This window comes from Brevundimonas goettingensis (assembly GCF_017487405.1).
In the GTDB taxonomy this organism is placed as follows: Bacteria; Pseudomonadota; Alphaproteobacteria; order Caulobacterales; family Caulobacteraceae; genus Brevundimonas; species Brevundimonas goettingensis.
Genome location: NZ_CP062222.1, coordinates 273,982 through 299,296 on the forward strand (window position 1 = coordinate 273,982; position 25,315 = coordinate 299,296).

The following is a 25,315-nucleotide window of genomic DNA, read 5'->3' on the forward strand; positions in this document are numbered from 1 at the left end:
CAAGTTCGGCATCGCGCTTGAGAACCGCCGCATTCGCGGCATAGGGTGGCGGGGATGATCTCCGCCACCCCTTTTCATGCCCGGATGCTGTCCAGCAAAACCGTGTATCGGCGGCTGATTCCGGCGGTGGCGATGGTCAGCCTGCTGACGGTCGGCCCGGTGCAGGCGGGCGAGGCCCCGATCCCTACCGCATCCCCCGCTTCGGTCCCCGCGCCCGCATCGTCGCCCGACCGCGACCGGACGCGCATGAATCAGCGGGTCTTCGATCAGGTCTGGACCGAGGTTCAGCGCGACTACTACGACCCCTCGATCCATGGTCTGGACTGGCGGGCGGTGCGCGCGACCTATCGGCCCCAGGCTCTGGCGGCGACCAGCGACGGCGCTCTCTATCGCGTGCTCGACCGGATGCTGGACCTGCTCAATGACGATCACGCGGGCGTCGCGCCTCCGGCCGCCGTGCGGCGTCAGGACCTGCTGCGCGAGCGTCATCCGATCATGGGGGTGACCCTCTATCCCGAGAGCGACGGCGTCTATCGGATCGAGCGCGTCCGTTCCGGCTCCCCCGCCGAGGAGGCAGGCGTTCGCGTGGGTTGGCGGCTGCGCCCCGACGACAATGCCTGGAGCCCCGACCTCGACGTCGTCGACGGTCAGGCCATCGCCCTGCGGTTCATCGACGGCGCCGGCGCCCTGCACGATGTGACGGTGGTCCCGCGCGAGATGGACGCCCTGCCGGCCTTCGTCGCCGACCGGTCCCGTCCCGGCGTTCTGGTGCTGCGGGTCGAGGGTTTCGAGCCCGGCCTCGGCGACTGGATGGGCGATCAGCTCGCAGACCTGCCCGCCGACACTGACGTCGTCCTGGACCTGCGCGCCAATCCGGGCGGTCTGCTGATGGAGGCGGATGCGGTCCTGTCCTGCTTCCTGCCGGACCGTCAGGTCTGGGCCACCCGCACCTCGCGCACCGGCCGCGCCTCGACGCTGAGGGTGCAGTCCGGCTGCGGAGCCCTCGAGGTCCCGGCTCCCAACGCCCTTGCCGTGCTGGTTGATCGCTCCAGTCGCAGCGCCGCCGAACTGACCCCCGCCGCCCTGCAGGAAGCCGGCCGCGCCGTCATCGTCGGCGAGAAGACCGCCGGCGCCGTTCTCATTTCACAGGATACGCGTCTGCCCGACGGCGGTCGCCTGACGCTCAGCCGTTCGGACTTCGTCACCCGCGGCGGGATCCGGCTGGAGAAGCGCGGCGTCGCCCCGGACGTCGCCGTCGCCGACGCGGATGAGCCCGCCTCCGCCGCCGCGCCCGATCCCGCGCTCGACGCTGCGGTCGCCACCTTGCGACGGCGTGACGTCACGGCCGGCGGCGGGGCGGCGCAGGCCTTGTCTGTGCAGGCTTCACCGTTCTAGCCTGAGCCCATGCACGGGCGGCTTTCCAACCTTTCAAAGCGACTGGCTGCGCCCCTCGGCCTGGCCCTGATCCTGCTCGGCGCCTGCGCGACCCTGCCCGGCGCCAACGAGCGGCGCGTGCCCGAGGTCGCCGCCGTCGCCGACGCCTCGCCCGAGCGTCTGGCGCTCAACACCAGGGTCTATGATCTCGTCGTCAAGGCGGTGTCGGAGCAGCACTATCAGCGCACGGAAAGCGGCGCGCAGTGGCTCGCACAGGCGACGGAAAAGCGCGCCGAGGTCGTGGCCAGTGCGGATGAGACGGACTTCTATCGCGCCCTGAACGGCGTGCTGGCCGAGCTGGGCGACAAACACACCAACGCCATCAGGCCCTACGCCAACCGTCTGACCCGCCAGCGCCGTCTGGGCGAGGGACTGGAGTTCGGCTTCTCCCTGGCCGGGGCGGGCGGCGGCTATGTGGTGGATCGCGTTCGGCCCGACGGCCCGGCGGCGAAGGCGGGGCTGCAGCCTGGCTGGCGCGTCGACACCGTCGACGGCGAACCCTTTGTCATCACCGGCGCCTATCTGGAGGGCGAGCATCGGTGGGGCTTCGCCGATGCACAGGATCAGCCGCATTACGCCACCTTCGCCGCCGCGCCTTTGCCGCGCGAGGTGGGATATGTCGAGCTCACGCCTGAGGGCGTTCTGGTGATCACCTTCAACACCTTCGACGGTCCCAGCCGTGAGTGGGTTCAGGCCCAGCTGGCCGCCGCCCAGGCCGATCCGCCGCCCGGCATCATCATCGACCTTCGCGGCAATGGCGGCGGCGACGCCTGGGAGCTGCGGCGCATCCTGTCGCCCTTCTTCACCGAGCCGACCGCCTACGGAATCATCGAAGGCGGACCGATCTTCGGCGGGGAGCGCAAGACCGGCCGTTGGCGCACGCCCTGGACCGGTCCGATGGCGGTGATGATCTCAGGCCGCACAGCCAGCGCCGCCGAACTGTTCGCCGCCGCCGTTCAGGAAAGCAAACGCGGCCCGGTGGTCGGTTCGAAGTCGGCCGGGGCAGTGGTCGCCTCACGCCATTTCGACCTGCCGGACGGCGGCATGCTCAGCATCGGGGTGCGCAGTTTCCGCACCGCCGCCGGGGTCACGCTGGAGCATGAGGGCGTGACGCCGGACGTGGTCACGGCGCCGACGCTGGACGAGCTCAGACAGGGCAGGGACCCGACGCTCGAGGCCGCGGTGATCGCCATCCTCGGGAGCAGACGCGGCGTCGCCGAAGTCTCCGAGCCTGAATCTATCCCCGAACCGGCCTGACCTTGCCGGCGGCTTCGCGGGCCCGTTCGCGGGCCTCGTCGGTCGTGGCGCCGCGCGCCGTCGCCACCCCCATGCGCCGCCGCTCGAAAGCCTCGGGCTTGCCGAACAGACGCAGGTCGGCGGTCGGCATCGAAAGGGCGTCAGCGACGCCCTCGAAGGCGATTCCCACCGCTTCCATCCCGCCATAGATCACCGCACTGGCGCCGATCTCGCGCTGGCTGACGTCGACCGGCAGGCCCAGAATGGCCCGCGCATGCAGGGCGAACTCGGACTGGGTCTGGGTGGCCAGGGTCACCAGTCCCGTGTCGTGCGGGCGCGGCGACACCTCCGAAAACCAGACCTGATCCCCCTTCACGAACAGCTCGACGCCGAAGACGCCGAGACCGCCGAGCGCCCCGGTCACCTTGGCCGCAATGTCCTGAGACGCAGCCAGGGCGGCCTCGCTCATCGCCTGCGGCTGCCAGCTCTCGACATAGTCGCCCTTGACTTGGCGATGGCCGATCGGGGCGCAGAAGTCGGTGCGGACCTGACCGTCGGCGCCCAGCGAGCGCACGGTCAGCAGGGTGATTTCGAAGTCGAAATCGATACGCCCCTCGACGATGACCCGGGCCGTATCCACCCGGCCCGCGGACTGGGCGTAGGCCCAGGCGTCGGCGATCTCGTCGGGGTTCTCGACGAAGGACTGGCCCTTGCCGGAGGAGGACATCACCGGCTTGACGAAGCAGGGATAACCCACGGTCGCCGCGCCCGCCCCCAGTTCCTCGGCCGAGCCGGCGAAGGCGAAGGGGCTGGTCGGCAGGCCCAGCTCCTCGGCCGCCAGCCTGCGAATGCCTTCGCGGTTCATGGTCAGCTGCACGGCGCGCGCAGTCGGGACCACCGTCGCCATTCCAGCCGCCTCGATATGGGCCAGGACGTCGGTGGCGATGGCCTCGATTTCGGGCACGATGATGTGCGGCGCCTCGGCCATGATGACGCCGTTCAGCACCTGCGGATCCGTCATGGGGATGACGTGGCTGCGGTGCGCCACTTGCATGGCGGGTGCGTTGGGATAGCGATCGACCGCGATTACCTCGGCGCCCAGCCGCTGCAGCTCGATGGCCACCTCCTTGCCGAGCTCGCCCGAGCCGAGAAGCATGACGCGGATCGCGGTGTCCGACAGCGGGGTGCCGAGTCTCATCAGGTCAGGCTCCTTTGGCCGGTTCGATAAGGTCCCAGGCGTTGCCGTACAGGTCTTCGAAGACCGCCACCACGCCATAGGGTTCGTGACGCGGCGCCTCACGGAAGGTCACGCCCGCCGCGGTCCACGCGGCATGGTCCCGCGCGAAGTCGTCGGTCTCGAGAAACAGCCAGACCCGGTCGCCCGCCTGTTTGCCGACGGCGGCGATCTGGGCCTCAGTGGTCGCCTTGGCCAACAGCAGGGAGGCGTCCCCACCCTTTGGCGTCACCCGGACCCAGCGCTTGCCGCCGCCCATCTCGGTGTTCTCGCTAAGCTCGAAGCCCAGCTTGCCGACATAGAAGGCGATGGCCTCGTCATAGTCGCGGACCAGCAGGCTGACCGCGCCAATGCGGCTCATTACAGCCGCGCCTTGACCGCGGCCACGACGGCGTCCGAGGTGATGCCGAACTTTTCGTACAGCACTTCCGCCGGGGCCGAGGCGCCGAAGGACGACATGCCGACGAAGCCGCCGTCTTCACCGATGAAGCGTTCCCAGCCCTGCTGGATCGCGGCCTCGACGGCCACGCGAACCGTGCCGCGGCCGAGGACCGAGGCCTGATAGGCGGCGTCCTGTTTCTCGAACAGCTCGAAACAGGGAACGGAGACCACGCGGGTCGGTGTGCCCTCCGCTTCCAGCGTCTCGGCGGCCTTCAGCGCCAGGGCCAGTTCCGTGCCGGTGCCGAACAGGGTGACCCTGGCTTCGCCGTTGGCCGCCTTGATCTCATAGGCGCCCTTGGCCGTCAGGTTCTCGGCCGAGGCGACGGTGCGGACTGCCTGGGTCTTCTGGCGCGACAGGCACATGGCCGACGGCGTGGTCCGGGCTTCCAACGCGATCTTCCACGCCTCCATGGCCTCGACCGTATCGGCCGGGCGGAAGACGTAGAGGTTCGGGATGGCGCGCAGGGCCGCCAGGTGCTCGACCGGCTGGTGCGTCGGGCCGTCCTCGCCCAGGCCGATCGAGTCGTGCGTCAGGACGTGGATGGCGCGGACACCCATCAGGGCGCCCAGACGGATCGCCGGGCGGCTGTAGTCCGAGAACACCATGAAGGTGCCGCCGTAGGGAATGATCCCGCCGTGCAGGGCCAGACCGTTCAGCGCCGCGGCCATGCCGAACTCGCGGATGCCCCAGTTCACGTAGCGCCCTTCATAGGTCGGGGCGTCGAAGATCGGGGTGTCCTTGACGAAGGTGTTGTTCGATCCGGTCAGATCGGCCGAGCCGCCGATCAGCTCCGGGATGGCGGCGAACACTTCGTCGAGCGCGGCGCCCGACGACTGGCGCGTCGCCTGGGCCGGCCTGGTCTCGATCAGTTCGGCGATCTTCGCGTCCAGCTTGGCGAAGGCCGTTTCCGGCAGGTCGCCCTTCATGGCGCGGGTGAAGTCTGCAGCCTGTTTCGAGGCGACCAGACGGGCTTCCCAGGCCTTGCGGTGCTTGGCGCCCTGACGGCCGACCTTCAGCCAGGCCTTCTGGATGTTCTCGGGCAATTCGAACGGGTCGTGGTCCCAGCCGAGGCCCAGGCGGGTGGCGGCGACCTCGGCGGCGCCCAAGGCGGCGCCGTGGGTCTTGTGGCTGCCTTCCATGGTGGCGGCGCCCTTGCCGATCCTGGTCTTGCAGGCCAGCAGCGTCGGCTTGTCCTGCTTCGTCGCCCACTTCAGCGCGGCCTTGATGGCGTCGACATCATGGCCGTCAACGGCCTTGACCGCCCAGCCGGCGGCCTTGAAGCGGGCCTTCTGGTCGGTGGTGTCCGACAGCGAGACCTTGCCGTCGATGGTGATCTCGTTGTCGTCCCACAGGACGGTCAGCTTGTTCAGCTTGTAGCGGCCGGCCAGGGCGATGGCCTCCTGCGACACGCCTTCCATCAAACAGCCGTCGCCGGCGACCACCCAGGTGCGGTGGTCGACCAGATCCTCACCGTATTTGGCCGCCAGATGACGCTCGGCCATGGCGAAGCCGACCGAAGTGGCCAGACCCTGACCCAGCGGACCGGTCGTGACCTCGACGCCCGGCATGTGGCCGTACTCCGGGTGACCCGCGGTCTTGGAACCCCACTGGCGGAAGTTGGACAGCTCCTGCCTGGTCGCGGCCTTGTAGCCGGTCAGGTGTAGCAGGGCGTAGATCAGCATCGAGCCGTGGCCCGCCGACAGGATGAAGCGGTCGCGGTCGGCCCAGTCGGGGCGGCTCGCGTCGAACTTCAGGAATTTAGAAAACAGCACCGTCGCCACATCGGCCATGCCCATGGGCATGCCCGGGTGACCGCTCTTCGCCTTTTCGACGCCGTCCATGGCCAGGACCCGAATGGCGTTGGCCATCTGCTTCTGGGTGGGTTTCACAGTGGCGGGGTCGGTCATGGGGGGCGACCTTTCGTAGATGGGGCGTTTGATCGGAGGGCGGTAAAATTGGGTGCGCCGCTTTACCCCGAGCCGTCCACGGGTTCTATAAGAAATCTGGAGGATGCGACTGATGGCCGACGCCACGACCGCCGCCAGGGAACGGGTCGACCGGGCTCTGGCCGCACTGGAACGCAAGGTGCTGGAGCTAAAGGCGAGGCCCGCCTCGGCGCCGGCGATCGCCGACGACGATCTTTTCGCCATTCCGGCGGTCGGGAGTCCTGCGCCGAATCCTGCGGATCAGGCCCGAATCGCCGCGCTGGAAGCCGCCGGTCGCGACGCGTCCGCCGCCCTGGCCCGCGCTGCTGACCAGCTGCGCGGCCTGCTGTCCGTGAATCAGGAGCCGGAGGACTGATGGCCACGGTCACTGTCGACATCAATGGACGCCCTTATGCCGTCGGTTGCGCCGACGGTCAGGAAGAACGCGTCCGCATCCTGGCCAAACAGTTCGACGGCCATGTGCGTTCGGTCGCGGGCGACGTCGGCCATGTCGGCGACCTGCGCCTGTTCCTGATGGCGGCCCTCTTGCTGGCGGACGAGCTGCACGAGGCCCGGCTGACGCTCCAGCACGGCGCTCCGGTCGCGGCCCCGGCGCCCGGCGTCGCGTCCGACGGCGTCGCGGAGGCCCTCAATGCCGTCGCCGCCCGTCTCGAAAAACTGGTCCAGACGATCTGAGTCTCTTGCCTTGTGACGGCGCCGTTCAGGGCCTATCTTGATCGACGGCGGGTCCTGCTGGGTCTCACGTCGAAGGCAACATATCCTCGCGGCCTTAATTCACTCGAAGGGATCTGTCCCTGTCTGGGTCCGTGGACCCGGGTATATGGAACCCACCTGGCTACCCAGGCTCGAGAGGATTCAAACCGTCCTTCACGGCTATTCCGGCGCCGCCAACATTCCCTCTTCTGGGCGCTACCGCTCGCGACGCGGTCGCTCGCTGCTTGAGCGCGGTTGCGATGATTTCCGACAAGCCCGCTCTCCGCGCTTCGATGCGCGCTCTTCGCAAACGACTGGCTGAGGCTGATCCGCTGGCCGCCCAACGCGCCGCCGATTGCTCCGCGGCCTTGCCTCGCGGCGAAACCGTCGCTCTCTACCGCGCCATGGGATCGGAACTGGACACCGACGCCTTGGCCCAGGCTCTGGCCGCCGCGGGCCGAACGCTCTGCCTGCCGGTGGTGCTGGAGCGCGACGCGACGATGATCTTCCGCCTCTGGTCGCCGGGCGAGCCGCTGGAGCTGGACGCCGCCGGCTGTCCGTCGCCCCTGCCGCTGGCCGCGACGGTCGTCCCCGACCTCATCCTGGCGCCGCTGCTGGCCTTCGATGATTTCGGCGGGCGGTTGGGGCAGGGGGGCGGCTTCTACGACCGCACCTTCGCGGTCCTGCCAGAGGCCGTGCGGATCGGCTTCGCCTATGCCGGACAGCGCCTCGACCGCGTGCCGATGGACAGGCACGACCAAGGTCTGCATGGCGTTCTGACCGAGGTGGGCTATACCCCGGCGCGAAAGGTCTCCTAACCCATGCGTCTTGCCTTCTTCGGCGACGTGATCGGCAAGTCCGGTCGCGACGGCATCAGCGATCATCTTCCTGGCCTCAAGCGCGACCTGAAGCTCGACTTCGTGGTGGTCAACGCCGAGAATGCGGCCGGCGGCTTCGGCATCACCGAGAACACCGCGCGCGAACTGTTCATGGCCGGCGCCGACTGCCTGACGCTGGGCAACCACAGCTGGGACCAGCGCGAGGCCCTGACCTATATCGTGCGCGAGCCGCGCCTGATCCGCCCGGCCAACTACCCCCGGCTGATGGACGCGCCGGGCGCCGGCGCCAATCTGTTCGAGACCCATTCGGGCCGCACGGTTCTGGTGATGAATGTCCTGGGCCGGATCCACATGGACCCGATGGACGACCCGTTCAGCGCCGTGGACCGAGAGCTGAACGCCGCCCCGCTCGGCGCCGTCGCCGACGCGGTCATCGTCGACATGCATGCCGAGGCCACCTCCGAGAAGATGGCCATGGGCCATTTCTGCGACGGCCGCGCCTCACTGGTCGTGGGCACCCACACCCATGTCCCGACCGCCGACTGCCAGATCCTGCCGGCGGGCACCGCCTATCAGACCGACGCCGGCGGTTGCTGCGACTACGACAGCGTCATCGGCAATGAGAAGGAAGAGCCGCTGCGGCGCTTCACCACCCGCATCTCCCAGGGCCGCTATTCCCCGGCCCACGGCCCGGCGACCATCTGCGGCGTCTTCGTCGAGACTGACGACCGCACGGGTCTGGCCACCCGGGTCGAGCCCATCCGCGTGGGCGGCCGCCTCAGCCAGGCGATCCCTGTGGTCTGAAGGCTGCGTTCCCGGTCTTGATCGGGAGCGACTTCTCTCCAAGGTTGGCCCGGCCTTCAGGAGACCGCCATGCCTCTGACCCCCGCCTTTCCGAACTTCAGCCTGTCCGGCAAGCGCGCCCTCGTCACCGGGGGAGGGCGCGGCATCGGCGCAGCCGGAGCGGCGATTTTCGCCCAGGCCGGCGCCCATGTGACCCTGTGCGCCCGCACCGCCTCGGATGTGGAGGCGCGCGTCGCCGAGATCCGCGAGTCCGGGTTCCAGGCCGACGGCTTCACCCTCGACGTCAACGACATCGCCGCCGTGGAGCGCGAGATAGCCACGCGCGGTCCCTTCGACATCCTGCTCAACAACGCCGGCGCCAACCGAATACGCTCGATCCTCGAGGTGACCGAAGAGGATTACGACGCCGTCCTCGACCTCAATCTCAAGGCCGCCCTGTTCGTCGGCAAGGCGGTGGCCAAGGGTCTGGTCGAGGCCGGTCGCTCCGGCTCGATCATCAATGTCTCGTCCCAGATGGGCCACGTCGGCGGCGCGGGCCGCTCCCTCTACAGCGCCTCGAAATGGGGACTGGAAGGCCTGACCCGCTGCATGGCCATCGATCTGGCCCCCCACGGCGTTCGTGTGAACACCCTCTGCCCCACCTTCATCGAGACCGCCCTCACCCGGCCGATCCTCGATACGCCCGGCACGCGCGACTTCGTCCTCAGCCGGATCAAGTTCGGCCGTCTGGGCCAGATGGAGGGAACTCACCGGCCCCCTCCTGCTCCTCGCCTCCGACGCCTCCAGCCTGATGACGGGCAGTTCGGTCATGGTCGACGGCGGCTGGACGGCCGGCTGATCCATCGACTGATGTCGGGGTGCTTGACTTGACTACGACTGTAATCCACAAAGATTACGAACGTAATCTTAAAGAGGGTCCGATGTCTCGCTCCATCACTCCGCTCACCGTCTTCTTCGATGCCTCCGTGCCTGTGAAGGTCATCGTGCTCGCCCTCGTCGTCGCCCTGATCGCCGCCGTGTTGGTCACGGTGCGCAAGGTGATGTCCGGCCCGCACCTGAACGGCGGCTCGACCTTCCTGTCCGCGCTGCGCCTCGGCGCGCCGCTGCTGGGACTGCTCGGCGGCGCCTACAATCTGCTGATGATCTTCATCGGCGTGTCGAACCAGGGGCCCCAGCCGCTCAATGTCCTCGCGCCCGGCCTGGCTGAGGCCGCCTTCCTGCTGGTGCTGGGCCTGATCGTCGGGGTGGTGGCGGTGGTCTGCCACTGGATCGTCGAGGCCCGGGTCGATCGTCTGGTGCTCAAGGCCTGATGGCCCGCATCCCCGTCACCGAGGCCGAGAGCGAGGTTCTGGCGGCCCTCTGGCGCAAGGGGCCGCTGTCCTTCGCCTCCCTGATCGACGAGGTGAAGTCGGTCCAGCCCTGGGGCGACGCCACCATCAAGACCCTGCTCAACCGGCTGATGCACAAGGGCGCTGTCCAGTCGGTGCGCGAGGACGGCCGCCAGCGCTACCATGCCCGTATCGACCGCCGAACCTATGTCGACGGTGAGGTCCAGGCCTTGGCCGACCGCCTGTTCGCCGGCGACCGTGCCGCCCTGATCCGTGATCTGTCGGAAGGATGAACTCTCAGGCCGAGACGATCTGTTTGAATCCGCCGAAGATCATGCGCTTGCCGTCCACCGGCATCTCGTTCATCGCGGCGGCCATCTTCTCGTTTTCCATCATCCGCGTGTTGGCCTCGTCACGGACCTCGCGCGACGGATAGGTGATCCAGGAGAAGACGACGATCTCGTCCTCCTCCGCCATCACCGCGCGGGGGAAGGAGGTCAGTTTGCCGTAGGGGACGTCGTCCGCCACGCACTCGACCACGCTCAGGGCGCCCAGCTCCTTGAAGATCTGGGCGCTTTCCTCGGCGATCCGCTTGTAGTCCTCGATCCGGTCCTTCTTCACCGCGATGATGAAGCCATCGACATAGTCCATGCGCGTCTCTCCCTGACCAATTGGCCTGATCAACTCGACTAAGCGAGTTTGGCGAACACCGGCTCAAGAGCGGGTGTCCGAACAGGTTCCCATCAGGTGACGAAGGGTCGCGGATCAGGCCCCGATCAAGCTTCGACCAGCCCCGGCTTGCCCGCCTCGATGGCGTATTTGGCCCGGGTGGTCAGAACGCCGTTGCGGTCGTGGATCTGGTCCAGCACCTTGAACTCGGTCTGCCAGCGCTCCGGGGTCACATCACAGACGACATAGCCGCGCTGGCTGTTCAGGAATTTCAGCTGCGGATTGGCGGCCATGAAGGCGGCCCACTCCGGCTTCTGGTCGACGCCGTCGCCGCCCGAGCTGATCGAGGTGCCGACGAACTCGCTGGCGATCGGATCGCCCTCTGGGTGGCGGCCGTCGAGGAACAGGTTGCCCGCGAAATTCTGATGCTCGTCGCCGGTCAGGACCACGGCGTTGGACACCCGACGGTCCTGCATATGCTTCAACAGCCGACGGCGCGGCGTGGAATAGCCGGCCCAGCTGTCCGGATTGACGCTCCAGCCCTCGCCCGAGGTCCGGTTCAGATCCATCATCATCACCTGCTGCGCCATCACCTTCCAGGTCGCGGTCGAGCGGTCGAGCGTATTGAGCAGCCAGGCCTCCTGAGCCTGTCCGAGCACCTGCGCCTCCGGGGAGTCGATGGCCGAACAGTTGGCGCCGAACCTGTCGTCGCACGGCTGGTCCGAGCGGTACTGGCGCGTGTCGAGGAAGCTCAGGTCCATCAGATTGCCGTACTGGGTCCGGCGATACAGCTGCATCGACGATCCGCGCGGGAAGGCCGACTTCCGCATCGGCATGAACTCATAGAAGGCTTGCATGGCGGCGGCCCGGCGCAGGAGGAAGATCTCGGACGGGGTGCCGTCCTGATCGATCTCGCCCACCCAGTTGTTGTCGACCTCATGGTCGTCATAGACGGCGAACCAGGCCGCCGCGGCGCGCGAGGCCTGCAGGTCCGTGTCCATCGTGTACTGCGAATAGCGCCGCCGGTAGTCGTCCAGGCTGTAGATCTCGCCGCCCAGATGCACGCGCGGGTTCTCCATCGGGCCGGCGGCGTTCTGATAGGTCGGATTGCCCCGGCCTTCGTAGATGTAGTCGCCGTAGCAGAAGATGAAATCCAGATCCTCGGCCGCGATCTTGCGGTGGGCGGTGTAGAAGCCGCTCTCATAGGCCTGACAGCCGACGATGCCGAACTTCGCCCGGTCCATGGCGGCGCCAGCGACGGGCGTGGTCTTGGCGCGACCGACGCTGCTGCGCTCGGTCCCGACAGTGAAGCGGTAGAAATAGGCGCGGGCGGGCTCCAGCCCCTCGACCTCGACGTGGACCGAATGGCCCAGCTCCGGGCGTGCGATGGCCTCGCCCGAACGGACCACGGTGCGGAAGCCGCGATCGGCCGCCACCTCCCACTGCACCGCCATCGGCTGGTTGGGCATGCCCGAGCCGTAGGCGAGGGGATCGGGCGCCAGCCGCGTCCAGATCACGAAGCCGTCGGGCTGGGGATCGCCGGCCGTAACGCCCAGCCGGAAGGGGTTCACGTCGAACGCCGCCTGGGCCAGGGCCGGGCCGGTCTGCGTAAGGGCCAGGCCGCCGCCGAACGCGGTCAGAAGTCCCCGGCGGGACAGGTCGAAACGGGTCATGGGACGGGCTCCGGTCAGGTGAGGTGTTCGCCCCTACGCCCGGATTGCGACAGTGGCGCTTCAGCTCTGCGTCAGGCCGCCGCAGCGCCTGTTGAAGGCCGGCGGGCTCGCAATCGCAGGTGTATGGGCAGGCGGCTGCGCAGGGTCACCTGATGCGTCGGATGGGGCTCGACCGTGCTGATCGCCTCGACCTCGGCGGCCTTCAGCAGGGTCGTCAGGGCGATCATCGCCTCCTGCATGGCGAACGCCGCGCCGATGCAGACCCGAGGCCCGGCGCTGAACGGGATATAGGCATAGCGGTCGACGGACTTGCGGTTCTCGGGCAGGAAGCGCTCGGGCCGGAAGGCGTCCGGCTCGTCCCACAGCAGTTCGTGCCGATGCAGGATCCACGGGGAGATCAGCACCGCGCAGCCCGGCCCGATGGCCTCACCGCCGACCACATCAGGCCCCATCGACCGGCGCGCCAGGGTCGGGGCGGGCGGGAACAGCCGCATCGCCTCCTCGATCACCGCCCGCGTCCACGGCAGGCCATCGGCCCATTTCGGATCGGCGATGTCGAAGGCGTCGGCCTCGGCCTTCAGCGTCTCCGCGACGGCCGGACTTCGCGAGATCAGATGCAGGGCCCAGCCCAGGGTCCGCGCCGTCGTCTCATGCCCGGCCAGGATGAAGGTCAGGATGTTGGCCGCGACTTCCCGGTCGTCGAGTCCGTTCCCGTCTTCCGCCTCGTCGCGTGCGGTGAGCAGGGCGGTCAGCAGATCGTCGGGCGCCGTCTCTCCCGCCTCGATCCGCGCCCGACGCCGCGTTACCAGCGCCCCGACCCTCTGTTCGAAATAGCGGGCCGAGCGATAGCTGGCGGTCTTGCCCAGTCGCGGGATCCAGCTCGGCGCGTTGAACACGTCCAGCGGATCGATCCGCGCGCCCACCGCCAGATAGGTGTTCAGCGCCGCCTCGAACCCCTTTGCGTCCCCGTCCAGCTCGTCGGAGAACAGGGTCGCCGACAGGATATCGAAGGTCAGGCCCGACATCTCGGAATCGATGTTCAGCACCCGCGCCCCGTGCTCCAGATGCAGGGCCTCGACCCGGGCGCGACAGACCTCGTCCATCCGCGCCGCCATCTTCAGCGTCCTCGCCGGGGTGAACAGGGGCGCGAGGATGCGCCGCGCCCGGCGCCAGACCTCACCCTCGGTCAGCAGCAGGCCGTCGGCCAGCATCGGTCCCAGCACCCGGCGCTGCAGGGCGCCCTTCTCATAGTTGGCGGCGTTCTCGGTCAGGACGTGGCGCACCCCCTCGGGATGGCTGACGACCAGAACCTCTCCCAGGGCGCCGCGTCCGTGCAGTTGCGGTTCCTGGAAATGCTTGTCCGACCACATCAGCAGGGGATTGCGCCAGCTGATCCACAGAAACGGGACCAGGCCCAACGGCTTCGTCGGCCGGGGCGGCGTCCACGGGCGGAAGGTCTGGGATCCATCGGCCATGACCGAGACGCTACGCCCGGATCGTGACAGGCGAAAGGCGACTTATTGGCCGGCGGGATATGTGGTGGCCCGGCTGCGTCCGTCGCGGTGACGCACGGTCGTCGGCGCGCGGGTGCTGGTCGAGGGCAGCTGGGCCGCGAGCGTTCCGTACAGGCGATTGGCGGCGGCCTCGTCCCGGGCGGTGAGGCACAGGGTGGTTTCGCCTTCGCGCCCCCAGGGCTTCATCTGCGAGGCGGTCACCCCGGGATCGGCGCTGACCAGCTTCAGGATGCTGTCTTTCACCGCGGCGTCCGGACCCGCGCCATAGCTCCCGAAGCTGACCTCGACGTCGCATTCGGCTGCTGCTGGAGCAATCACCGGAGCGGGCGTCGCCTCAGCCTTCGCGGCCGCTTCGGCCTCAGCCACCGCGGCCGCCGCGTGATTGGCCGTCGAGACGTCGCGCACGACGCTGTCCACCGGGTCCTCGCCGTCGCAGGCGGCCAGTCCGAGGACCAGCAGCAGGGCAGGGAGGATCAACCGGCACACGGCGGGTCTCAGGCGGCTTCGATCCAGCCCGGCATCCAGCCTTCGTGGATTTCGCGCAGGTGGGTCATGGGGATGCTGAACAGCGGGCCATCGCTCCCGTTGGCGGAGAAGGCTTCGCCGCGAGCTTCGCCGACCACCAGATAGTCGAGGCCCGCTGCATTGGCCTTTGCGTCGAATTCGTCGAGCTGTTCGCGAGTCATCGCGACCAGATAACGGGCCTGATCCTCGCCGAAGTAGAAGCCGTGATCAGCGCCGTCGCCCTGAATGCCGAGTGCAATGCCGGTGTTCGAGGCGAGAGCGAGGTCGGCTGCGGCGCCGATCAGACCGCCGTCCGACAGGTCGTGGACCACGGTGACGAAGCCCGCCTCGATCAGGCCGCGCACGAAATCGCCCGTCTTCTTCTCCAGCTTCAGGTCGACCGGCGGCGGGGCGCCGTCCTCGCGGCCCAGAACCTCGCGCAGATAGATGGAGGCGCCGAGTTCGCCGTTCGTGGCGCCGATGAGGACCAGTGCGTCGCCCTCCGCCACGCCTGAGAAGCCGGTGACCACGTCATAGTTCTTGAGCAGGCCCACGCCGCCCACGGTCGGGGTCGGCGGGATCGCGGCGCCGTTGGTCTCGTTGTAGAGGCTGACGTTGCCGCTCACGACCGGGAAGTCCAGCTCGCGGCAGGCCTCGGCCATGCCGTCGATGGCGCGCACGATCTGGCCCATGATCTCGGGCCGCTGCGGGTTGCCGAAATTGAGGTTGTCGGTGATGGCGATGGGCAGGGAGCCGACGGCGGTCAGGTTGCGCCAGGCCTCGGCGACGCACTGTTTGCCGCCCTCATAGGGGTCGTTCTGGACGTAGCGCGGCGTGCAGTCCGAGGTGACGGCCAGACCCTTGTCGGTGCCGTGCACCCGCACCACGCCGGCGTCGGCGCCGGTCGCCGAGTCCTGAAGCGTGTCGGCCATGACGTGGCGGTCGTACTGTTCCCAGATCCAGCGCTTGGACGCCATGTCGGGACAGGCGACGACCTTGAGCACCGCGTCTTCCCAGCTTTCCGGCGCGGCGACGTCGGCGGCGGTCAGGCGACCCTGCAGCTCGGGCTGGACCCACGGACGGTCGTACAGGGGGGCGTCGTCGAACAGCGGGGCCAGCGGCACGTCGCAGACGACCTCGCCGTGGTGGTTCAGGATCAGGCGGCCGGTGTCGGTGGTGCGCCCGATGACGGCGGCGTCCAGACCCCACTTCTTGAAGATCCGGTAGCCGTCTTCCTCGCGGCCGGGTTTCAGTACGGCCAGCATCCGCTCCTGGCTTTCCGACAGCATCATCTCATAGGCCGACATGCCTTCTTCGCGCTGGGGGACATTGTCCATGTCCAGCTCGATGCCGACGCCGCCCTTGCCGGCCATCTCGACCGAGGACGAGGTCAGGCCCGCCGCGCCCATGTCCTGGATGGCGGCGACCGCGCCCGAGGCCATCAGTTCCAGCGTCGCCTCGATCAGCAGCTTCTCGGCGAAGGGATCGCCGACCTGCACCGTGGGGCGCTTCTCGTCGGAATCCTCGTCGAACTCGGCCGAGGCCATGGTCGCGCCATGGATGCCGTCGCGGCCGGTCTTGGAGCCGAAATAGACCACCGACATGCCCGCGCCCGGCGCGGCCGAGTAGAAGATGGCGTCCGACTTCGCCAGACCCACGCACATGGCGTTGACCAGGATGTTGCCGTTGTAGCCGGCGTGGAAATTGGTCTCGCCCGCCACCGTCGGCACGCCGACGCAGTTGCCGTAGCCGCCGATGCCGGAGACCACGCCCTTCACGAGGCGCTTCGTCTTCTCATGGCCGACGTCGCCGAAACGCAGGGCGTTCAGCAGGGCGACCGGACGCGCGCCCATGGTGAAGACGTCGCGCATGATGCCGCCCACGCCGGTCGCCGCGCCCTGGTAGGGCTCGATGAAGGACGGGTGGTTGTGGCTTTCCATCTTGAAGATGCAGGCGTCGCCGTCGTCGATGTCGATGACGCCGGCGTTCTCGCCCGGCCCGCAGATAACGCGCGGTCCCTTGGTCGGGAATTTGCCGAGATGGATCTTCGACGACTTGTACGAGCAATGCTCGGACCACATCACCGAAAACACGCCCAATTCCAGCTGGTTGGGCTCGCGGCCCAGGCGGTCCAGGACAACCTGGTATTCAGCGGGGCTCAAACCGTATTCGGCGGCGAGTTCGGCGATGGTTTTCTGGGGGGCGCTCATGGCGGGGCTTCTAGCGATGTTCGACGCCGGAGTCAGCCCGGCGGGCGGCGTCGGGCGCGTTTTGGCGGGATGCGGACTCGAAAATAGAGTCCGAAGAGTCCGATGTGACCGCTTCCAGTCCTGTCGATGTCAGAGACCGGTCGCGGGGGCCATTATAGCCCGGCGGGCAAGGATGTTCAGTCGAATGGCCGCGCCGGGATGTGAAAGCCTTCACGATCAGGGCGTTGGGTCGCTGACGTAGGCGAGATGACGGCGTTCCGGAACGTCCGGGCGCGCGAGCGATTGAAACCCCGCACACCGGAGCAACCCTTATGACGGATCAGCCCATCGACCCCGCCGCCACGCCCGAAGACGCCGACGCCCCCGAGATCGCGGCCGACGACGCCGGCGCCTCCGCCATCGCCGAACGGGCGGGAAAACAGGCCGCCGATGATGCAGAGGATGTCGACGGCGACGGGATCTAGTCCCGCTCCACCCTGCGGCGTTGAGCCAGAACGATCACCACGTCGACGACCAGAACCGCGACGGCGGCGATCAGGGCGGTGAAGGCGAGGGCGCTATTGCGCGACTGCTCAGCCGCGAACACCCCGGCCAGACCCCATGAGACCGGCAGACCGAAGGCGACGGTCCGGATGCGCCAGGTCACCGCCACGGCGCCCAGGGCCACGACCGCCACCGCCAGTCCGGCCCACAGGGTCGGCGACAGGGCCGAGGGCAGGTCGCCGTTGCCGGTCGCCACCGTGATCAGATTGACCGGGGCGGCGATGCTCAGCCACCCGGCCAGCAGGCTCAGCGGCCAGATCGTCATCCAGCGATCCCGGTCGGACAGCTTCAGGCTCCGGATCTGACGCGCGTGGGTCAACAGCGGGATCAACAGCACGATCAGCGATCCGAAGATCAGCACGATCGTCGCGACCTCCCAGTCCAGCGCCGCCGCCACGATCCAGAGCCCGATCCCCGCGAAGGCCAGGACCGAAGGCCAGCCGAAATCGTGGATCAGATCGCTCTCGCCCGTCTGGGGCAGGGCCTGGCGCACGGCATAGACCAGCAGCCCCACATAGATCAGGCCCCAGATGGCGAAGGCCCAGCCGGCGACCTTCAGGGTCGCGTCGCTGTCGGCGGCGAAGGCGGCCGCGCTCTGGCCCCAGCCCAGCCCCATCTGCGCCTGGGCGACGACCACGGCGAAGACCGCGGTCCCCAGCACGATCCAGCGGCGGGTCTTCTGGGCGGCGGTAGGGCGGACGATGGACATCGGGGCTCCTATAACGGTTCAGCCCGCCCTTACGCCTCAGCGCGGCGAAGGTTCACTGGAACCGCACTGGTCGCCGGTCGGTTCAGCCTGCATCATCGTTTCAGAGAAGGAGGCCCGTTATGGCCGATCCGGAAGACAAACCCCATTTCGAAACCGACGACGTCGAGGCCAACCTGGCCATCGAACAGGGTCTGGGCGTCGGCGCGCGCGAACTGGCCGCCCAGCGCGACCCGGGCGGCGTGGTCACCCCTGACGAGGATGAAGACGATGAGCCGGGCAACGAAGGCCAGGCCGATGACGAAGAGCAACTGTCGCGGACCAGCGATGCCTGACGTCGGGACAGGCTGAGACCCCACGCTCAGGACGCGGGCGCGGCGGCCTCTTCCTTCGTATCGTTGTCGTGGACGATGACCTGCGCGGCGCCCTCGTAGGAGAAGGTGCGCGACAGTCCCACGTCGGTGCCGCTCGAAACCGTGCCGCCGCCCACGAGTCCCGCCGCGAGAGCGGACCCTGCAACCGCGCCGGTGCTGGTCGTGGTGACGCCGATGACGATCGAATCGTATTTCTGACCGACGCGGGCGTCCTCTGTCGTGACCAGCACATACCGCTCCCCGGGGCGCGGCCGGAACAGGACGGAATAGTTCGGTCCCCGATACATGAACTCGTCCGGCCGGAAGCTTCGCGACGTCTCGCCGTGCCCGTCGAGGACCTCGACGCGGGGCGAAAAGATCCGAAGCGGCTCCAGATAGCCGCCCACGGTCAGGGTCTTGTCTCCCGCATCCTCAGGGATGGCATAGACGAGATAGGAGCTCTCGCGCCCGTCCCGGCGGACGCAGGGCGTCGCCGACCCGACCTGGGTGGTGACCGTCCAGAGGGACCGCTCCTTGTCCGGCGTCAGGCTCAGGGCCTGCGTCAGATCAGGCGTAGCGGCGCAGTTCGCTCCTCCGAAAGCGAGGGTCGCCGGAGGCGGCGGGGGCATGGTCGCGCACCCGGCCGCCGCCGTCGCGGCGAAGATGGCCGCGAGGCTGAAGGCGAAACGCATGGCGATGGCCCCTAGCGCAGCAGCTGTGCGGCGGTGTCGGCGATCTGGTTCAGGGCGTCCTCGATCCCGGCCGCCATCTTCGCCGGATCGGCCAGAAGCTCTTCGCGGTTCTTGAACTCATAGGACGGGTTGGGGGTCAGGGTGATGACCCCGGCGTCGGCGGTGGTCATGCCGTTGTAGACGATCCGGTTGTCCATCAGGATCTTGGTCGGATCCGAGGCGCTGACCAGTCGGACCTGGGCGGCGGCAGAGGGGCGGAAGGGCTGGAAGGCGCCGGCCGACAGATAGCCGTGATGCGCCACGACGATATCCAGATAGGCGTCGGCCGTGCCGTCCGCGGACGGATAGGTCACGACAAAGGCGCGCTTGTCGCGAGGGGCGTTCTCGCGCACCGCAACCTGATAGCCTTCCGACGTCAGGCGCGAGGCGAGGCGGTGCTCGAAAACGGTCTCGCCGTCAAAGCTGACGCTGTCCAACGCCTTGTTCACGGCGGACTGGCGCTCGGCCTGGATGCCCGCATCGACGAGGGCTCCGATCAGGCCGAAATTCCGGCCGATGGAGGCGACCTCATAGGCAATGGCGTTGTCTTCGGCCGCATCGTCCATGACGGTGATGGTGCGGACCGGCATCGCCGCCCGGTCGTAGGGCGTGGCGACATAGGGCGACGCGCAGGCGGCGACGGACATGGCCGCGACGGCGGCCATGAGAACTTTCTTGAACACTGGATACTCCCCCCAAGCTTTGCCCTAGGCATGCCTTGAGGGTTGTGGCGGTGTCAATCGCGCGGCGAGCGCGAATGCGGCGGAAATATGTGCGGCGTTACGCCGCAGCCATCACGCTGCGGAACAGGGTCGCGCCGTCGGCCGAGCCCAGCTCGGCCTCGAAGGCCCGGTCGGGGTGGGGCATCATGCCCAGCACATTGCCGCGCGCGTTCTGGATGCCTGCGATATTGGCCACCGAGCCGTTGGGATTGTCGACGTAGCGGAAGACCACCTGGCCCTCGCCCTCGAGCCGGACCAGGGTCTCTGCGTCGGCGAAATAGTTTCCGTCGCCATTGCCCTGGGTCATGACCACCTCGCGCTGGCCCTGATAGCCGGCGGTGAAACGGGTCTGGCCGTTGGTGACTTCCAGCGCGATGGGCTTGCAGACGTATTTCAGCCCGGCGTTGCGGAGCAGGGCTCCCGGCAGCATCCCGGCCTCGCACAGGATCTGGAAGCCGTTGCAGATGCCGACCACAGCGACACCGTCGTCGGCGGCTTTCTTGACCGCCTGCATGATCGGGGCATGGGCCGCCATGGCCCCGCAGCGCAGATAGTCGCCGTAGGAGAATCCACCCGGCAGGACGATCAGGTCCAGGTCGTCGGGAAGGCTGGTCTCGCCATGCCAGACCATTTCCACCCGCTCTCCGGTGGAGCGTTCGATGGCGACTTTACAGTCCCGGTCGCAGTTGGATCCGGGGAAGACGATGACGGCGGCGCTCATGGGCGGGGCCTCTAGCAGGATTCCAGACGGGTGTCAGGCGGCGGAAGTGCGTTTTGCGTCCCACATCGCCCAGGCCCAGACGATCAGGCCGCCTAAGGCCAGGGCGGACCCGACCAGACCTGTCGAGGCCCAGCCGAAACCGGCCGCGATGGCCAGGCCGCCGAGGAACGGCCCCAGCGCATTGGCGGTGTTGAAGGCCGAGTGGTTGAGCGCCGCGGCCAGGGTCTGGGCGTCGCCCGCGACGTCCATCAGCCGGGTCTGCAGCAGAGATCCCAGCCCCATGCCGGCGCCGATCAGGACGATGACGATCAGCACGGCCCACAGATGCGGGGCGGCGAAGAAATAGAGGATCAGGGAGAAGACGCTCCAGATCAGCATCCCGGCGCCCGCCTTCATGCCGAACCGGTCCGAGGTCCAGCCGCCGATCAGATTGCCCGCCAGCATGCCGCCGCCGAAGACGGCGAAGACCCACGGGATCATGTTGGCGCCGACGCCGGTCACCGCCGTCAGGGTCGAGGCCAGATAGGCATAGACGCAGAACATCCCGCCGAAGCCGATGGCGCCGATGCCCAGGGTCAGCCAGACCTGCCGCCGCTTCAGGGCGCCGAGTTCCCGCAGGGGGCTAGCATCGGGGTGGGGCGGATCGCGCGGCGCGAACAGGGCGACCAGGCTCATGGTGATCACCGCCAGCACCGAGACGGCGGCGAAGGTCCAGCGCCAGCCGAAGGCGTGGCTGACGCCCGTGGCCACCGGCACCCCGATCACAGTGGCGATGGTCAGGCCCAGCAGAATCGTCGAGACGGCGCGCGTCCGATACGCCAGAGGCACGACGGAGGCCGCGACCAGGGCCGCCACCCCGAAATAGGCCCCGTGCGGCAGGCCGCTCAGGAAGCGGAAGGCCAGCATCCAGCCGAACGTCGGCGAAAGGGCGCTCAGGGCATTGCCGACGGCGAACAGGGCCATGAAGCCGATCAGCAGCTTCCACCGCGCAATCCGCGCGCCCAGAACGGCCAGCAGCGGCGCCCCGACGACGACGCCGAGGGCATAGGCGCTGATGGCGTGGCCGGCGGTGGGGGCGTCGACTCCCAGATCGCCGGCGAAGTCCGGCAGGACGCTCATCGCCGAGAACTCGGTCACGCCGATCGCGAACCCGCCCATGCCGAGCGCGGTCAGCACCAGAGCCACAGCCTTCGCGTTGATGGCCTGCGGCTCAACAGCGGTAGAATGCGCGGCGTTGAGCTCCGGCGTGATGTCCGTGGCCATGATTATCCTGCAGGCAGAGAGAATTGCTGCACTGCAAAATAGGGCGGCGGACCGCGGGATCAACCGCAACCCGGGCCGATACCGATCACACCTTGTTTTCGTAGGTCGCGGTAATCGTGGCCTTGGCCAGGGTGTGGAAATGCAGGTTGAAGCCGAAGACGGCCCCCGAGTCGTCCGCTGTCACTTCCAGACGGTCTGCGTCCACGGCGAAGACCGTAAAGATATAGCGGTGCGGTCCATGCCCCTGAGGCGGAGCGGCGCCTCCGAAGCCCGCCTTTCCGTAATCCGTTCTGCCCTGAACGGCCCCTTTCGGAAGGTCACCGCCCGCAGAGCCGGCTGCGGTCGGCAGCTCCGTCACATCCGCCGGGATATTGGCCACCGTCCAGTGCCAGAAGCCCGAACCCGTGGGCGCGTCTGGATCATAGACGGTGATGGCGTAGCTCTTCGTGCCCTCGGGCGCGCCGGACCAGCTCAGCTGCGGCGAGGTATTGCCCTTGGCCGCGACCTGAGCGTCCGGCAGGACCCCGCCGTCGGTGATGTCGGTGGAGGTCAGGGTAAAGGTCATGGGCGCTCCTGTGATCCAGCCGTGAACGCCTCACGATGCGGAAGGGTTCGGACGGCTCGTCCTATCAGGGGCCTCAGCCGGGCAGAAGCGTCTTCACGATGGAAAGATTGCGGATCTGGTCCGGCAGGGCGCGCGCCTGCTCCGGCAGGGCCTGGGCCTGGGCCAGCAGGGTCGGTCCGTCGAACGTCCCGGTCGCCAGGCCGACGCCGAGGATCACGCCGCCCAGAATGAGCAGCAGCATCAGCACCCGGAACAGGCCGGTGAAGAAGCCCGTCTTGCGGCGCTTGCCGCGGGCCGCGACCGTCGCGGGGCCCGCCACCACCGTGATCGGACCGAGGGGATCGGGCTCCACCGCCTTTTCGGCGGCGATCGGTTCGGGGGCCAGGGGCTCGGCGACCTCCGCCTCTGCCGCGACAGGTTCAACGACCAGCGGCTCGACGACGGCGGGCTGGGCGACGGCGTGATCGGCGATCAGAGGCTCTGCGGTGGTCGGTTCCGTGCTCACGGCCTCGACGGTCTCAGCGTGGGGCGTGGAGATCTCGGCCTCGGCGGCTTGCGGGGCGGCGACGGGCTCTTCGGCGACAAGCGTCTCTGACACAGGCGGCTCCTCGGATGTCGAAGTGGACTGGGACGCCACCAGCGACAGGGGCGCCTGCCCCGTCGTCGGATGGCCGTCGTCGGGCATGCTGTTCGGGGTGGGTTCAAGCTCGGCCAGGGCCAGCGCGAGGGCGCCGGACGCCGCCGCCGCCGGACCCAGTTCGGCCAGGGCCAGACCCAGGGCGCCCGGCGCTGCGACCGGCTGACGCTCGATTTGCGGTTCGGCGTTCGTGTTCGAAACGACACGGATGTCCTGCGGCGTCGGCCTGCGGATCGGCACGACGTTGGACACCGGTTCCTTTTCGTCGGCAGCCTCTTCGGGCGCGTCTGCGGCGACCGTGCCGCCCTCACCAAGGGCTTCCGCCTCGGGCGCCTCGCCATCCGGCGTGGGTTCCGAATGGGCGACTACCGGCCAGGGCTCCAGGCTTTCCAGAGGGCCGTGCTCCGCCGCTTCGCCGCTGTCTGCGGCGACTTCGGGGGCCGTCGCCGTCTCTTCGACCGGATGAAGGGCCGGCTGGCCGTGCAGGGTGGCGTCGTCCGGATACTGGGCCAGCTGGGCCTGAAGTTGGGCCAGGGTGAAGGGGGCGTCGGATTCGAAGCGCGAAGGAATGATCGGCCCCAGCTGGCGCAGCGCCCAGTACTGGGCCTTCGCCGCCGCCGGGCTGGGCGCATAGAAGATTTGCTTCAGCGTGCCGCCGCGCAGGGGCGCGCCCGTGTCGTCGGTAGCGTTCCGGCTGGCCAGGCGATAGCCCAGTCCGTCGGTATATTCCCACAACTCATGGCGCAGCCAGATCATCGCAGAACCGCCGTATCAGAGGGGCACGGAACCGCTTTTCGGGCTCACGCGACCGGTAAGGAAAACGCAGGCGTTAACCTTATCCGAGAGAACGGCATTAGGCCACAGGACTCACGGCAAAGCTTTACCGTTAGGCCGCCCCTGTGGGCTCGGCGCATCGCTTGCCGGAACGGCGCGGCTTTCAGGGCCTCAGGCGGCCTCGATCCGGTAGGATTCGATGACCGTATTGGCGAGCAGCGTCTCGCACATCTTCTTCGCTTCTGCGGCCGGGTCCTCGGCGCCGTCGAGGTCGAACTCGATCAGCTTGCCGACGCGCGCATTGGCGACGCCGGCCCAGCCCAGACCCTGCAGGGCGCCTTCGACGGCCTTGCCCTGAACGTCCAGCACGCCCGGCTTCAGGAAGACGTGAACCTTGACCTTGGCCATCAGTGCAGTCCCCCCTGAATCACGGTAGGCATGTCCTTCATGATGCCGAGGCGGCGGGCCACCTCCGCATAGCTCTCGATGACATTGCCCAGGTCCCGGCGGAACCGGTCCTTGTCCAGCTTCTCGCCGGTCGCCATGTCCCACAGACGGCAGCTGTCCGGGCTGATTTCATCAGCCAGGATGACGCGAGCGAAGTCGTTTTCCCAGATCCGGCCGAACTCGATCTTGAAGTCCACCAGCTGGATGCCGACCGCGCCGAACATGCCAGACAGATAGTCGTTCACGCGCACCGTGGTGGCCAGGATGTCGTCGATCTCCTGGGTCGAGGCCCAGTTGAACGCCGTGATGTGCTCTTCGGTCACCATCGGGTCGTTCAGCTCGTCCTTCTTGTAGTAGAATTCGATGATCGAGCGGGGCAGGGGGGTGCCCTCTTCCTGGCCGAGGCGCGTCGCCAGCGAGCCGGCGACAATGTTGCGGCACACGACTTCCAGCGGGATGATCTCGACTTCGCGGATCAGCTGCTCGCGCAGGTTCAGGCGCTTGATGAAGTGGTTGGTGACGCCGATCCCGTTCAGGCGGCTCATCACGAACTCGCTGATACGGTTGTTGATCACGCCCTTGCCCTCGAGCTGGGCCTTCTTCTCGCCGTTGAAGGCGGTGGCGTCGTCCTTGAAATACTGGATCAGGGTGCCGGGCTCGGGTCCTTCGTACAGGATCTTGGCCTTGCCCTCGTAGAGCTTCTTGCGCTTGGTGTTCATCGTCGGTCCCGGGCGGGAAAAGGTAAGGGCTTCGCCGGAAACGGAAATCGCGCGACCGGGGACGGGCTCCGGGCGACGCGTTCGGGAATCAGGCTGGGCGGGGAAATCTGTTCCGCCCCCCTTTAGCGGAACGGGGCCCGCGATACAAACGACAGGCCGATCAGACCTTGTCCGGAGCGATCCCGGTTGCGTTGGGCGGCGGGGCGGCTATAGACGCGTCTGCGGCCCCCGGATTGGCCCGCGTGCGGAGCGAATGACGGCTGATGACGACCTTCGATGATCGGGAAAAGGGCTTCGAGTCCAAGTTCGCGCTCGATCAAGAGCAGGAATTCAAGGCCATGGCCCGCCGCAACAAGCTGCTGGGTCTGTGGGCCGCCGAGAAGATGGGCCTGTCGCCCGACTCGGCCGAGGACTACGCCAAGGCCGTCGTGCGCGCCGACTTCGAACAGCCGGGCGACGAAGACGTCTTCCGCAAGGTCGCCGGCGACTTCAAGGGCTCGGGCCTGACGGTCTCCGAAGGCGAAATCCGTTCCAAGATGGACGAACTCGCCTCCGTCGCCCGCGACCAGATCCGCGCCGGCGAATAGTCCGGGCGATCCTCCCCGCGC

29 protein-coding genes are annotated in these 25,315 nt (G+C 68.0%); 12 read left to right on the top strand and 17 right to left on the bottom strand.

What is annotated here, in order from left to right:
• Positions 1-84: 84 nt before the first annotated feature.
• Positions 85-1,395, top strand: coding sequence for a S41 family peptidase (locus tag IFJ75_RS01390; RefSeq protein WP_225896937.1), 1,311 nt, complete (start codon positions 85-87; stop codon positions 1,393-1,395).
• 9 nt (positions 1,396-1,404) lie between these two features.
• Positions 1,405-2,691: a S41 family peptidase gene (locus tag IFJ75_RS01395; RefSeq protein WP_207870798.1), complete on the top strand. Its 1,287-nt coding sequence runs from the start codon at positions 1,405-1,407 to the stop codon at positions 2,689-2,691.
• Here IFJ75_RS01395 and purT read toward each other — a convergent pair.
• Genes purT through tkt form a run of 3 tightly spaced genes read right to left on the bottom strand, consistent with a single transcriptional unit; the run spans position 2,672 to position 6,214 of the window.
• Positions 2,672-3,868: a formate-dependent phosphoribosylglycinamide formyltransferase gene (purT, locus tag IFJ75_RS01400; protein ID WP_207870799.1), complete on the bottom strand. Its 1,197-nt coding sequence runs from the start codon at positions 3,866-3,868 to the stop codon at positions 2,672-2,674. The genes IFJ75_RS01395 and purT overlap by 20 nt on opposite strands.
• 4 nt (positions 3,869-3,872) lie before the next feature.
• Positions 3,873-4,265, bottom strand: a complete 393-nt coding sequence (locus IFJ75_RS01405) for a VOC family protein (protein ID WP_207870800.1) — start codon at positions 4,263-4,265, stop codon at positions 3,873-3,875.
• Positions 4,265-6,214 carry a transketolase gene (gene tkt / locus IFJ75_RS01410; protein WP_404822090.1) on the bottom strand — a complete coding sequence of 650 codons (1,950 nt, stop codon included), beginning with the start codon at positions 6,212-6,214 and terminating at the stop codon, positions 4,265-4,267. The genes IFJ75_RS01405 and tkt overlap by 1 nt, the downstream gene beginning before the upstream one ends.
• Positions 6,215-6,365: 151 nt before the next feature.
• Here tkt and IFJ75_RS01415 point away from each other — a divergent pair, with 151 nt between their 5' ends.
• The 7 genes from IFJ75_RS01415 to IFJ75_RS01445 all read left to right on the top strand — a co-directional run bounded on the left by IFJ75_RS01415 (position 6,366) and on the right by IFJ75_RS01445 (position 10,249).
• The gene (locus tag IFJ75_RS01415) at positions 6,366-6,647 is read left to right on the top strand and encodes a hypothetical protein (protein ID WP_207870802.1); all 282 of its coding nucleotides are present in this window, start codon (positions 6,366-6,368) and stop codon (positions 6,645-6,647) included.
• Positions 6,647-6,967, top strand: coding sequence for a cell division protein ZapA (gene zapA / locus IFJ75_RS01420; RefSeq protein WP_207870803.1), 321 nt, complete (start codon positions 6,647-6,649; stop codon positions 6,965-6,967). Before IFJ75_RS01415 ends, zapA begins: the two co-directional genes overlap by 1 nt.
• Before the next feature lie 311 nt (positions 6,968-7,278).
• Positions 7,279-7,803, top strand: a complete 525-nt coding sequence (locus tag IFJ75_RS01425) for a 5-formyltetrahydrofolate cyclo-ligase (protein ID WP_263973005.1) — start codon at positions 7,279-7,281, stop codon at positions 7,801-7,803.
• 3 nt (positions 7,804-7,806) lie between these two features.
• The gene (locus IFJ75_RS01430; RefSeq protein WP_207870804.1) at positions 7,807-8,628 is read left to right on the top strand and encodes a TIGR00282 family metallophosphoesterase; all 822 of its coding nucleotides are present in this window, start codon (positions 7,807-7,809) and stop codon (positions 8,626-8,628) included.
• Between the two features lie 69 nt (positions 8,629-8,697).
• Positions 8,698-9,498 carry an SDR family NAD(P)-dependent oxidoreductase gene (locus IFJ75_RS01435; protein ID WP_207870805.1) on the top strand — a complete coding sequence of 267 codons (801 nt, stop codon included), beginning with the start codon at positions 8,698-8,700 and terminating at the stop codon, positions 9,496-9,498.
• 50 nt (positions 9,499-9,548) lie between these two features.
• Entirely contained in the window at positions 9,549-9,938 is a 390-nt protein-coding gene (locus IFJ75_RS01440) for a MotA/TolQ/ExbB proton channel family protein (RefSeq protein WP_207870806.1), read from the top strand.
• Entirely contained in the window at positions 9,938-10,249 is a 312-nt protein-coding gene (locus IFJ75_RS01445) for a BlaI/MecI/CopY family transcriptional regulator (RefSeq protein WP_207870807.1), read from the top strand. Before IFJ75_RS01440 ends, IFJ75_RS01445 begins: the two co-directional genes overlap by 1 nt.
• Positions 10,250-10,253: 4 nt before the next feature.
• On the opposite strand, the gene IFJ75_RS01450 is transcribed toward IFJ75_RS01445, so the two are convergent.
• From IFJ75_RS01450 to purL, 5 genes are all read right to left on the bottom strand, one after another.
• Positions 10,254-10,607, bottom strand: a complete 354-nt coding sequence (locus tag IFJ75_RS01450; RefSeq protein WP_207870808.1) for a DUF1428 domain-containing protein — start codon at positions 10,605-10,607, stop codon at positions 10,254-10,256.
• A 125-nt stretch (positions 10,608-10,732) separates the two neighbouring features.
• Positions 10,733-12,298, bottom strand: coding sequence for an alkaline phosphatase D family protein (locus IFJ75_RS01455; RefSeq protein ID WP_207870809.1), 1,566 nt, complete (start codon positions 12,296-12,298; stop codon positions 10,733-10,735).
• Positions 12,299-12,369: 71 nt separating this feature from the next.
• Positions 12,370-13,773 (bottom strand): cytochrome P450, encoded by a 1,404-nt coding sequence (locus tag IFJ75_RS01460; protein ID WP_207870810.1) that lies wholly within the window; start codon positions 13,771-13,773, stop codon positions 12,370-12,372.
• 42 nt (positions 13,774-13,815) lie between these two features.
• On the bottom strand, positions 13,816-14,298 hold the full coding sequence (locus IFJ75_RS01465; RefSeq protein WP_207870811.1) for a hypothetical protein: 483 nt from the start codon (positions 14,296-14,298) through the stop codon (positions 13,816-13,818).
• Between the two features lie 8 nt (positions 14,299-14,306).
• Entirely contained in the window at positions 14,307-16,526 is a 2,220-nt protein-coding gene (gene purL, locus IFJ75_RS01470) for a phosphoribosylformylglycinamidine synthase subunit PurL (RefSeq protein ID WP_207870812.1), read from the bottom strand.
• Positions 16,527-16,837: 311 nt separating this feature from the next.
• On the opposite strand from purL, the gene IFJ75_RS01475 reads away from it, so the two are divergent.
• Entirely contained in the window at positions 16,838-16,990 is a 153-nt protein-coding gene (locus IFJ75_RS01475) for a hypothetical protein (protein ID WP_207870813.1), read from the top strand.
• On the opposite strand, the gene IFJ75_RS01480 is transcribed toward IFJ75_RS01475, so the two are convergent.
• The gene (locus IFJ75_RS01480; protein WP_207870814.1) at positions 16,987-17,778 is read right to left on the bottom strand and encodes a hypothetical protein; all 792 of its coding nucleotides are present in this window, start codon (positions 17,776-17,778) and stop codon (positions 16,987-16,989) included. The genes IFJ75_RS01475 and IFJ75_RS01480 overlap by 4 nt on opposite strands.
• Before the next feature lie 119 nt (positions 17,779-17,897).
• Between IFJ75_RS01480 and IFJ75_RS01485 the strand changes: the two genes are divergently transcribed.
• Positions 17,898-18,110, top strand: coding sequence for a hypothetical protein (locus tag IFJ75_RS01485; RefSeq protein ID WP_207870815.1), 213 nt, complete (start codon positions 17,898-17,900; stop codon positions 18,108-18,110).
• A gap of 26 nt (positions 18,111-18,136) precedes the next feature.
• On the opposite strand, the gene IFJ75_RS01490 is transcribed toward IFJ75_RS01485, so the two are convergent.
• The 8 genes from IFJ75_RS01490 to purC form a co-directional block, all read right to left on the bottom strand.
• Positions 18,137-18,820: a hypothetical protein gene (locus IFJ75_RS01490; protein WP_207870816.1), complete on the bottom strand. Its 684-nt coding sequence runs from the start codon at positions 18,818-18,820 to the stop codon at positions 18,137-18,139.
• 11 nt (positions 18,821-18,831) lie between these two features.
• Positions 18,832-19,542 (bottom strand): hypothetical protein, encoded by a 711-nt coding sequence (locus tag IFJ75_RS01495; protein WP_207870817.1) that lies wholly within the window; start codon positions 19,540-19,542, stop codon positions 18,832-18,834.
• A gap of 97 nt (positions 19,543-19,639) precedes the next feature.
• Positions 19,640-20,302 (bottom strand): phosphoribosylformylglycinamidine synthase subunit PurQ, encoded by a 663-nt coding sequence (gene purQ, locus IFJ75_RS01500; RefSeq protein ID WP_207870818.1) that lies wholly within the window; start codon positions 20,300-20,302, stop codon positions 19,640-19,642.
• A gap of 33 nt (positions 20,303-20,335) precedes the next feature.
• Entirely contained in the window at positions 20,336-21,565 is a 1,230-nt protein-coding gene (locus IFJ75_RS01505) for an MFS transporter (protein ID WP_207870819.1), read from the bottom strand.
• 85 nt (positions 21,566-21,650) lie between these two features.
• Entirely contained in the window at positions 21,651-22,130 is a 480-nt protein-coding gene (locus IFJ75_RS01510; protein ID WP_207870820.1) for a YbhB/YbcL family Raf kinase inhibitor-like protein, read from the bottom strand.
• Between the two features lie 73 nt (positions 22,131-22,203).
• Positions 22,204-23,523 (bottom strand): hypothetical protein, encoded by a 1,320-nt coding sequence (locus tag IFJ75_RS01515; RefSeq protein WP_207870821.1) that lies wholly within the window; start codon positions 23,521-23,523, stop codon positions 22,204-22,206.
• A 189-nt stretch (positions 23,524-23,712) separates the two neighbouring features.
• Positions 23,713-23,949 (bottom strand): phosphoribosylformylglycinamidine synthase subunit PurS, encoded by a 237-nt coding sequence (gene purS, locus IFJ75_RS01520; protein WP_207870822.1) that lies wholly within the window; start codon positions 23,947-23,949, stop codon positions 23,713-23,715.
• Positions 23,949-24,707 carry a phosphoribosylaminoimidazolesuccinocarboxamide synthase gene (gene purC / locus IFJ75_RS01525; RefSeq protein ID WP_207870823.1) on the bottom strand — a complete coding sequence of 253 codons (759 nt, stop codon included), beginning with the start codon at positions 24,705-24,707 and terminating at the stop codon, positions 23,949-23,951. Before purC ends, purS begins: the two co-directional genes overlap by 1 nt.
• 263 nt (positions 24,708-24,970) lie before the next feature.
• Here purC and IFJ75_RS01530 point away from each other — a divergent pair, with 263 nt between their 5' ends.
• The gene (locus IFJ75_RS01530; protein ID WP_207870824.1) at positions 24,971-25,294 is read left to right on the top strand and encodes a DUF1476 domain-containing protein; all 324 of its coding nucleotides are present in this window, start codon (positions 24,971-24,973) and stop codon (positions 25,292-25,294) included.
• The last annotated feature ends 21 nt before the right edge of the window (positions 25,295-25,315 follow it).

Excerpts from the sequence above, each read along its gene's own strand:
- IFJ75_RS01390 (WP_225896937.1), top strand. The coding sequence starts at position 85 with ATGCTGTCCAGCAAAACCGTGTATCGGCGGCTGATTCCGGCGGTGGCG.
- IFJ75_RS01405 (WP_207870800.1), bottom strand. The coding sequence starts at position 4,265 with ATGAGCCGCATTGGCGCGGTCAGCCTGCTGGTCCGCGACTATGACGAG.
- IFJ75_RS01435 (WP_207870805.1), top strand. The coding sequence starts at position 8,698 with ATGCCTCTGACCCCCGCCTTTCCGAACTTCAGCCTGTCCGGCAAGCGC.
- IFJ75_RS01445 (WP_207870807.1), top strand. The coding sequence starts at position 9,938 with ATGGCCCGCATCCCCGTCACCGAGGCCGAGAGCGAGGTTCTGGCGGCC.
- purC (WP_207870823.1), bottom strand. The coding sequence starts at position 24,707 with ATGAACACCAAGCGCAAGAAGCTCTACGAGGGCAAGGCCAAGATCCTG.
- IFJ75_RS01485 (WP_207870815.1), top strand. The coding sequence starts at position 17,898 with ATGGCCGATCCGGAAGACAAACCCCATTTCGAAACCGACGACGTCGAG.
- purQ (WP_207870818.1), bottom strand. The coding sequence starts at position 20,302 with ATGAGCGCCGCCGTCATCGTCTTCCCCGGATCCAACTGCGACCGGGAC.
- purS (WP_207870822.1), bottom strand. The coding sequence starts at position 23,949 with ATGGCCAAGGTCAAGGTTCACGTCTTCCTGAAGCCGGGCGTGCTGGAC.
- tkt (WP_404822090.1), bottom strand. The coding sequence starts at position 6,214 with ATGGCCAACGCCATTCGGGTCCTGGCCATGGACGGCGTCGAAAAGGCG.
- IFJ75_RS01530 (WP_207870824.1), top strand. The coding sequence starts at position 24,971 with ATGACGACCTTCGATGATCGGGAAAAGGGCTTCGAGTCCAAGTTCGCG.
- IFJ75_RS01450 (WP_207870808.1), bottom strand. The coding sequence starts at position 10,607 with ATGGACTATGTCGATGGCTTCATCATCGCGGTGAAGAAGGACCGGATC.
- IFJ75_RS01510 (WP_207870820.1), bottom strand. The coding sequence starts at position 22,130 with ATGACCTTTACCCTGACCTCCACCGACATCACCGACGGCGGGGTCCTG.
- IFJ75_RS01425 (WP_263973005.1), top strand. The coding sequence starts at position 7,279 with ATGCGCGCTCTTCGCAAACGACTGGCTGAGGCTGATCCGCTGGCCGCC.
- IFJ75_RS01395 (WP_207870798.1), top strand. The coding sequence starts at position 1,405 with ATGCACGGGCGGCTTTCCAACCTTTCAAAGCGACTGGCTGCGCCCCTC.
- IFJ75_RS01480 (WP_207870814.1), bottom strand. The coding sequence starts at position 17,778 with ATGTCCATCGTCCGCCCTACCGCCGCCCAGAAGACCCGCCGCTGGATC.
- purT (WP_207870799.1), bottom strand. The coding sequence starts at position 3,868 with ATGAGACTCGGCACCCCGCTGTCGGACACCGCGATCCGCGTCATGCTT.
- zapA (WP_207870803.1), top strand. The coding sequence starts at position 6,647 with ATGGCCACGGTCACTGTCGACATCAATGGACGCCCTTATGCCGTCGGT.
- IFJ75_RS01460 (WP_207870810.1), bottom strand. The coding sequence starts at position 13,773 with ATGGCCGATGGATCCCAGACCTTCCGCCCGTGGACGCCGCCCCGGCCG.
- IFJ75_RS01415 (WP_207870802.1), top strand. The coding sequence starts at position 6,366 with ATGGCCGACGCCACGACCGCCGCCAGGGAACGGGTCGACCGGGCTCTG.
- IFJ75_RS01515 (WP_207870821.1), bottom strand. The coding sequence starts at position 23,523 with ATGATCTGGCTGCGCCATGAGTTGTGGGAATATACCGACGGACTGGGC.
- IFJ75_RS01475 (WP_207870813.1), top strand. The coding sequence starts at position 16,838 with ATGACGGATCAGCCCATCGACCCCGCCGCCACGCCCGAAGACGCCGAC.
- IFJ75_RS01430 (WP_207870804.1), top strand. The coding sequence starts at position 7,807 with ATGCGTCTTGCCTTCTTCGGCGACGTGATCGGCAAGTCCGGTCGCGAC.
- purL (WP_207870812.1), bottom strand. The coding sequence starts at position 16,526 with ATGAGCGCCCCCCAGAAAACCATCGCCGAACTCGCCGCCGAATACGGT.
- IFJ75_RS01505 (WP_207870819.1), bottom strand. The coding sequence starts at position 21,565 with ATGGCCACGGACATCACGCCGGAGCTCAACGCCGCGCATTCTACCGCT.
- IFJ75_RS01490 (WP_207870816.1), bottom strand. The coding sequence starts at position 18,820 with ATGCGTTTCGCCTTCAGCCTCGCGGCCATCTTCGCCGCGACGGCGGCG.
- IFJ75_RS01440 (WP_207870806.1), top strand. The coding sequence starts at position 9,549 with ATGTCTCGCTCCATCACTCCGCTCACCGTCTTCTTCGATGCCTCCGTG.
- IFJ75_RS01455 (WP_207870809.1), bottom strand. The coding sequence starts at position 12,298 with ATGACCCGTTTCGACCTGTCCCGCCGGGGACTTCTGACCGCGTTCGGC.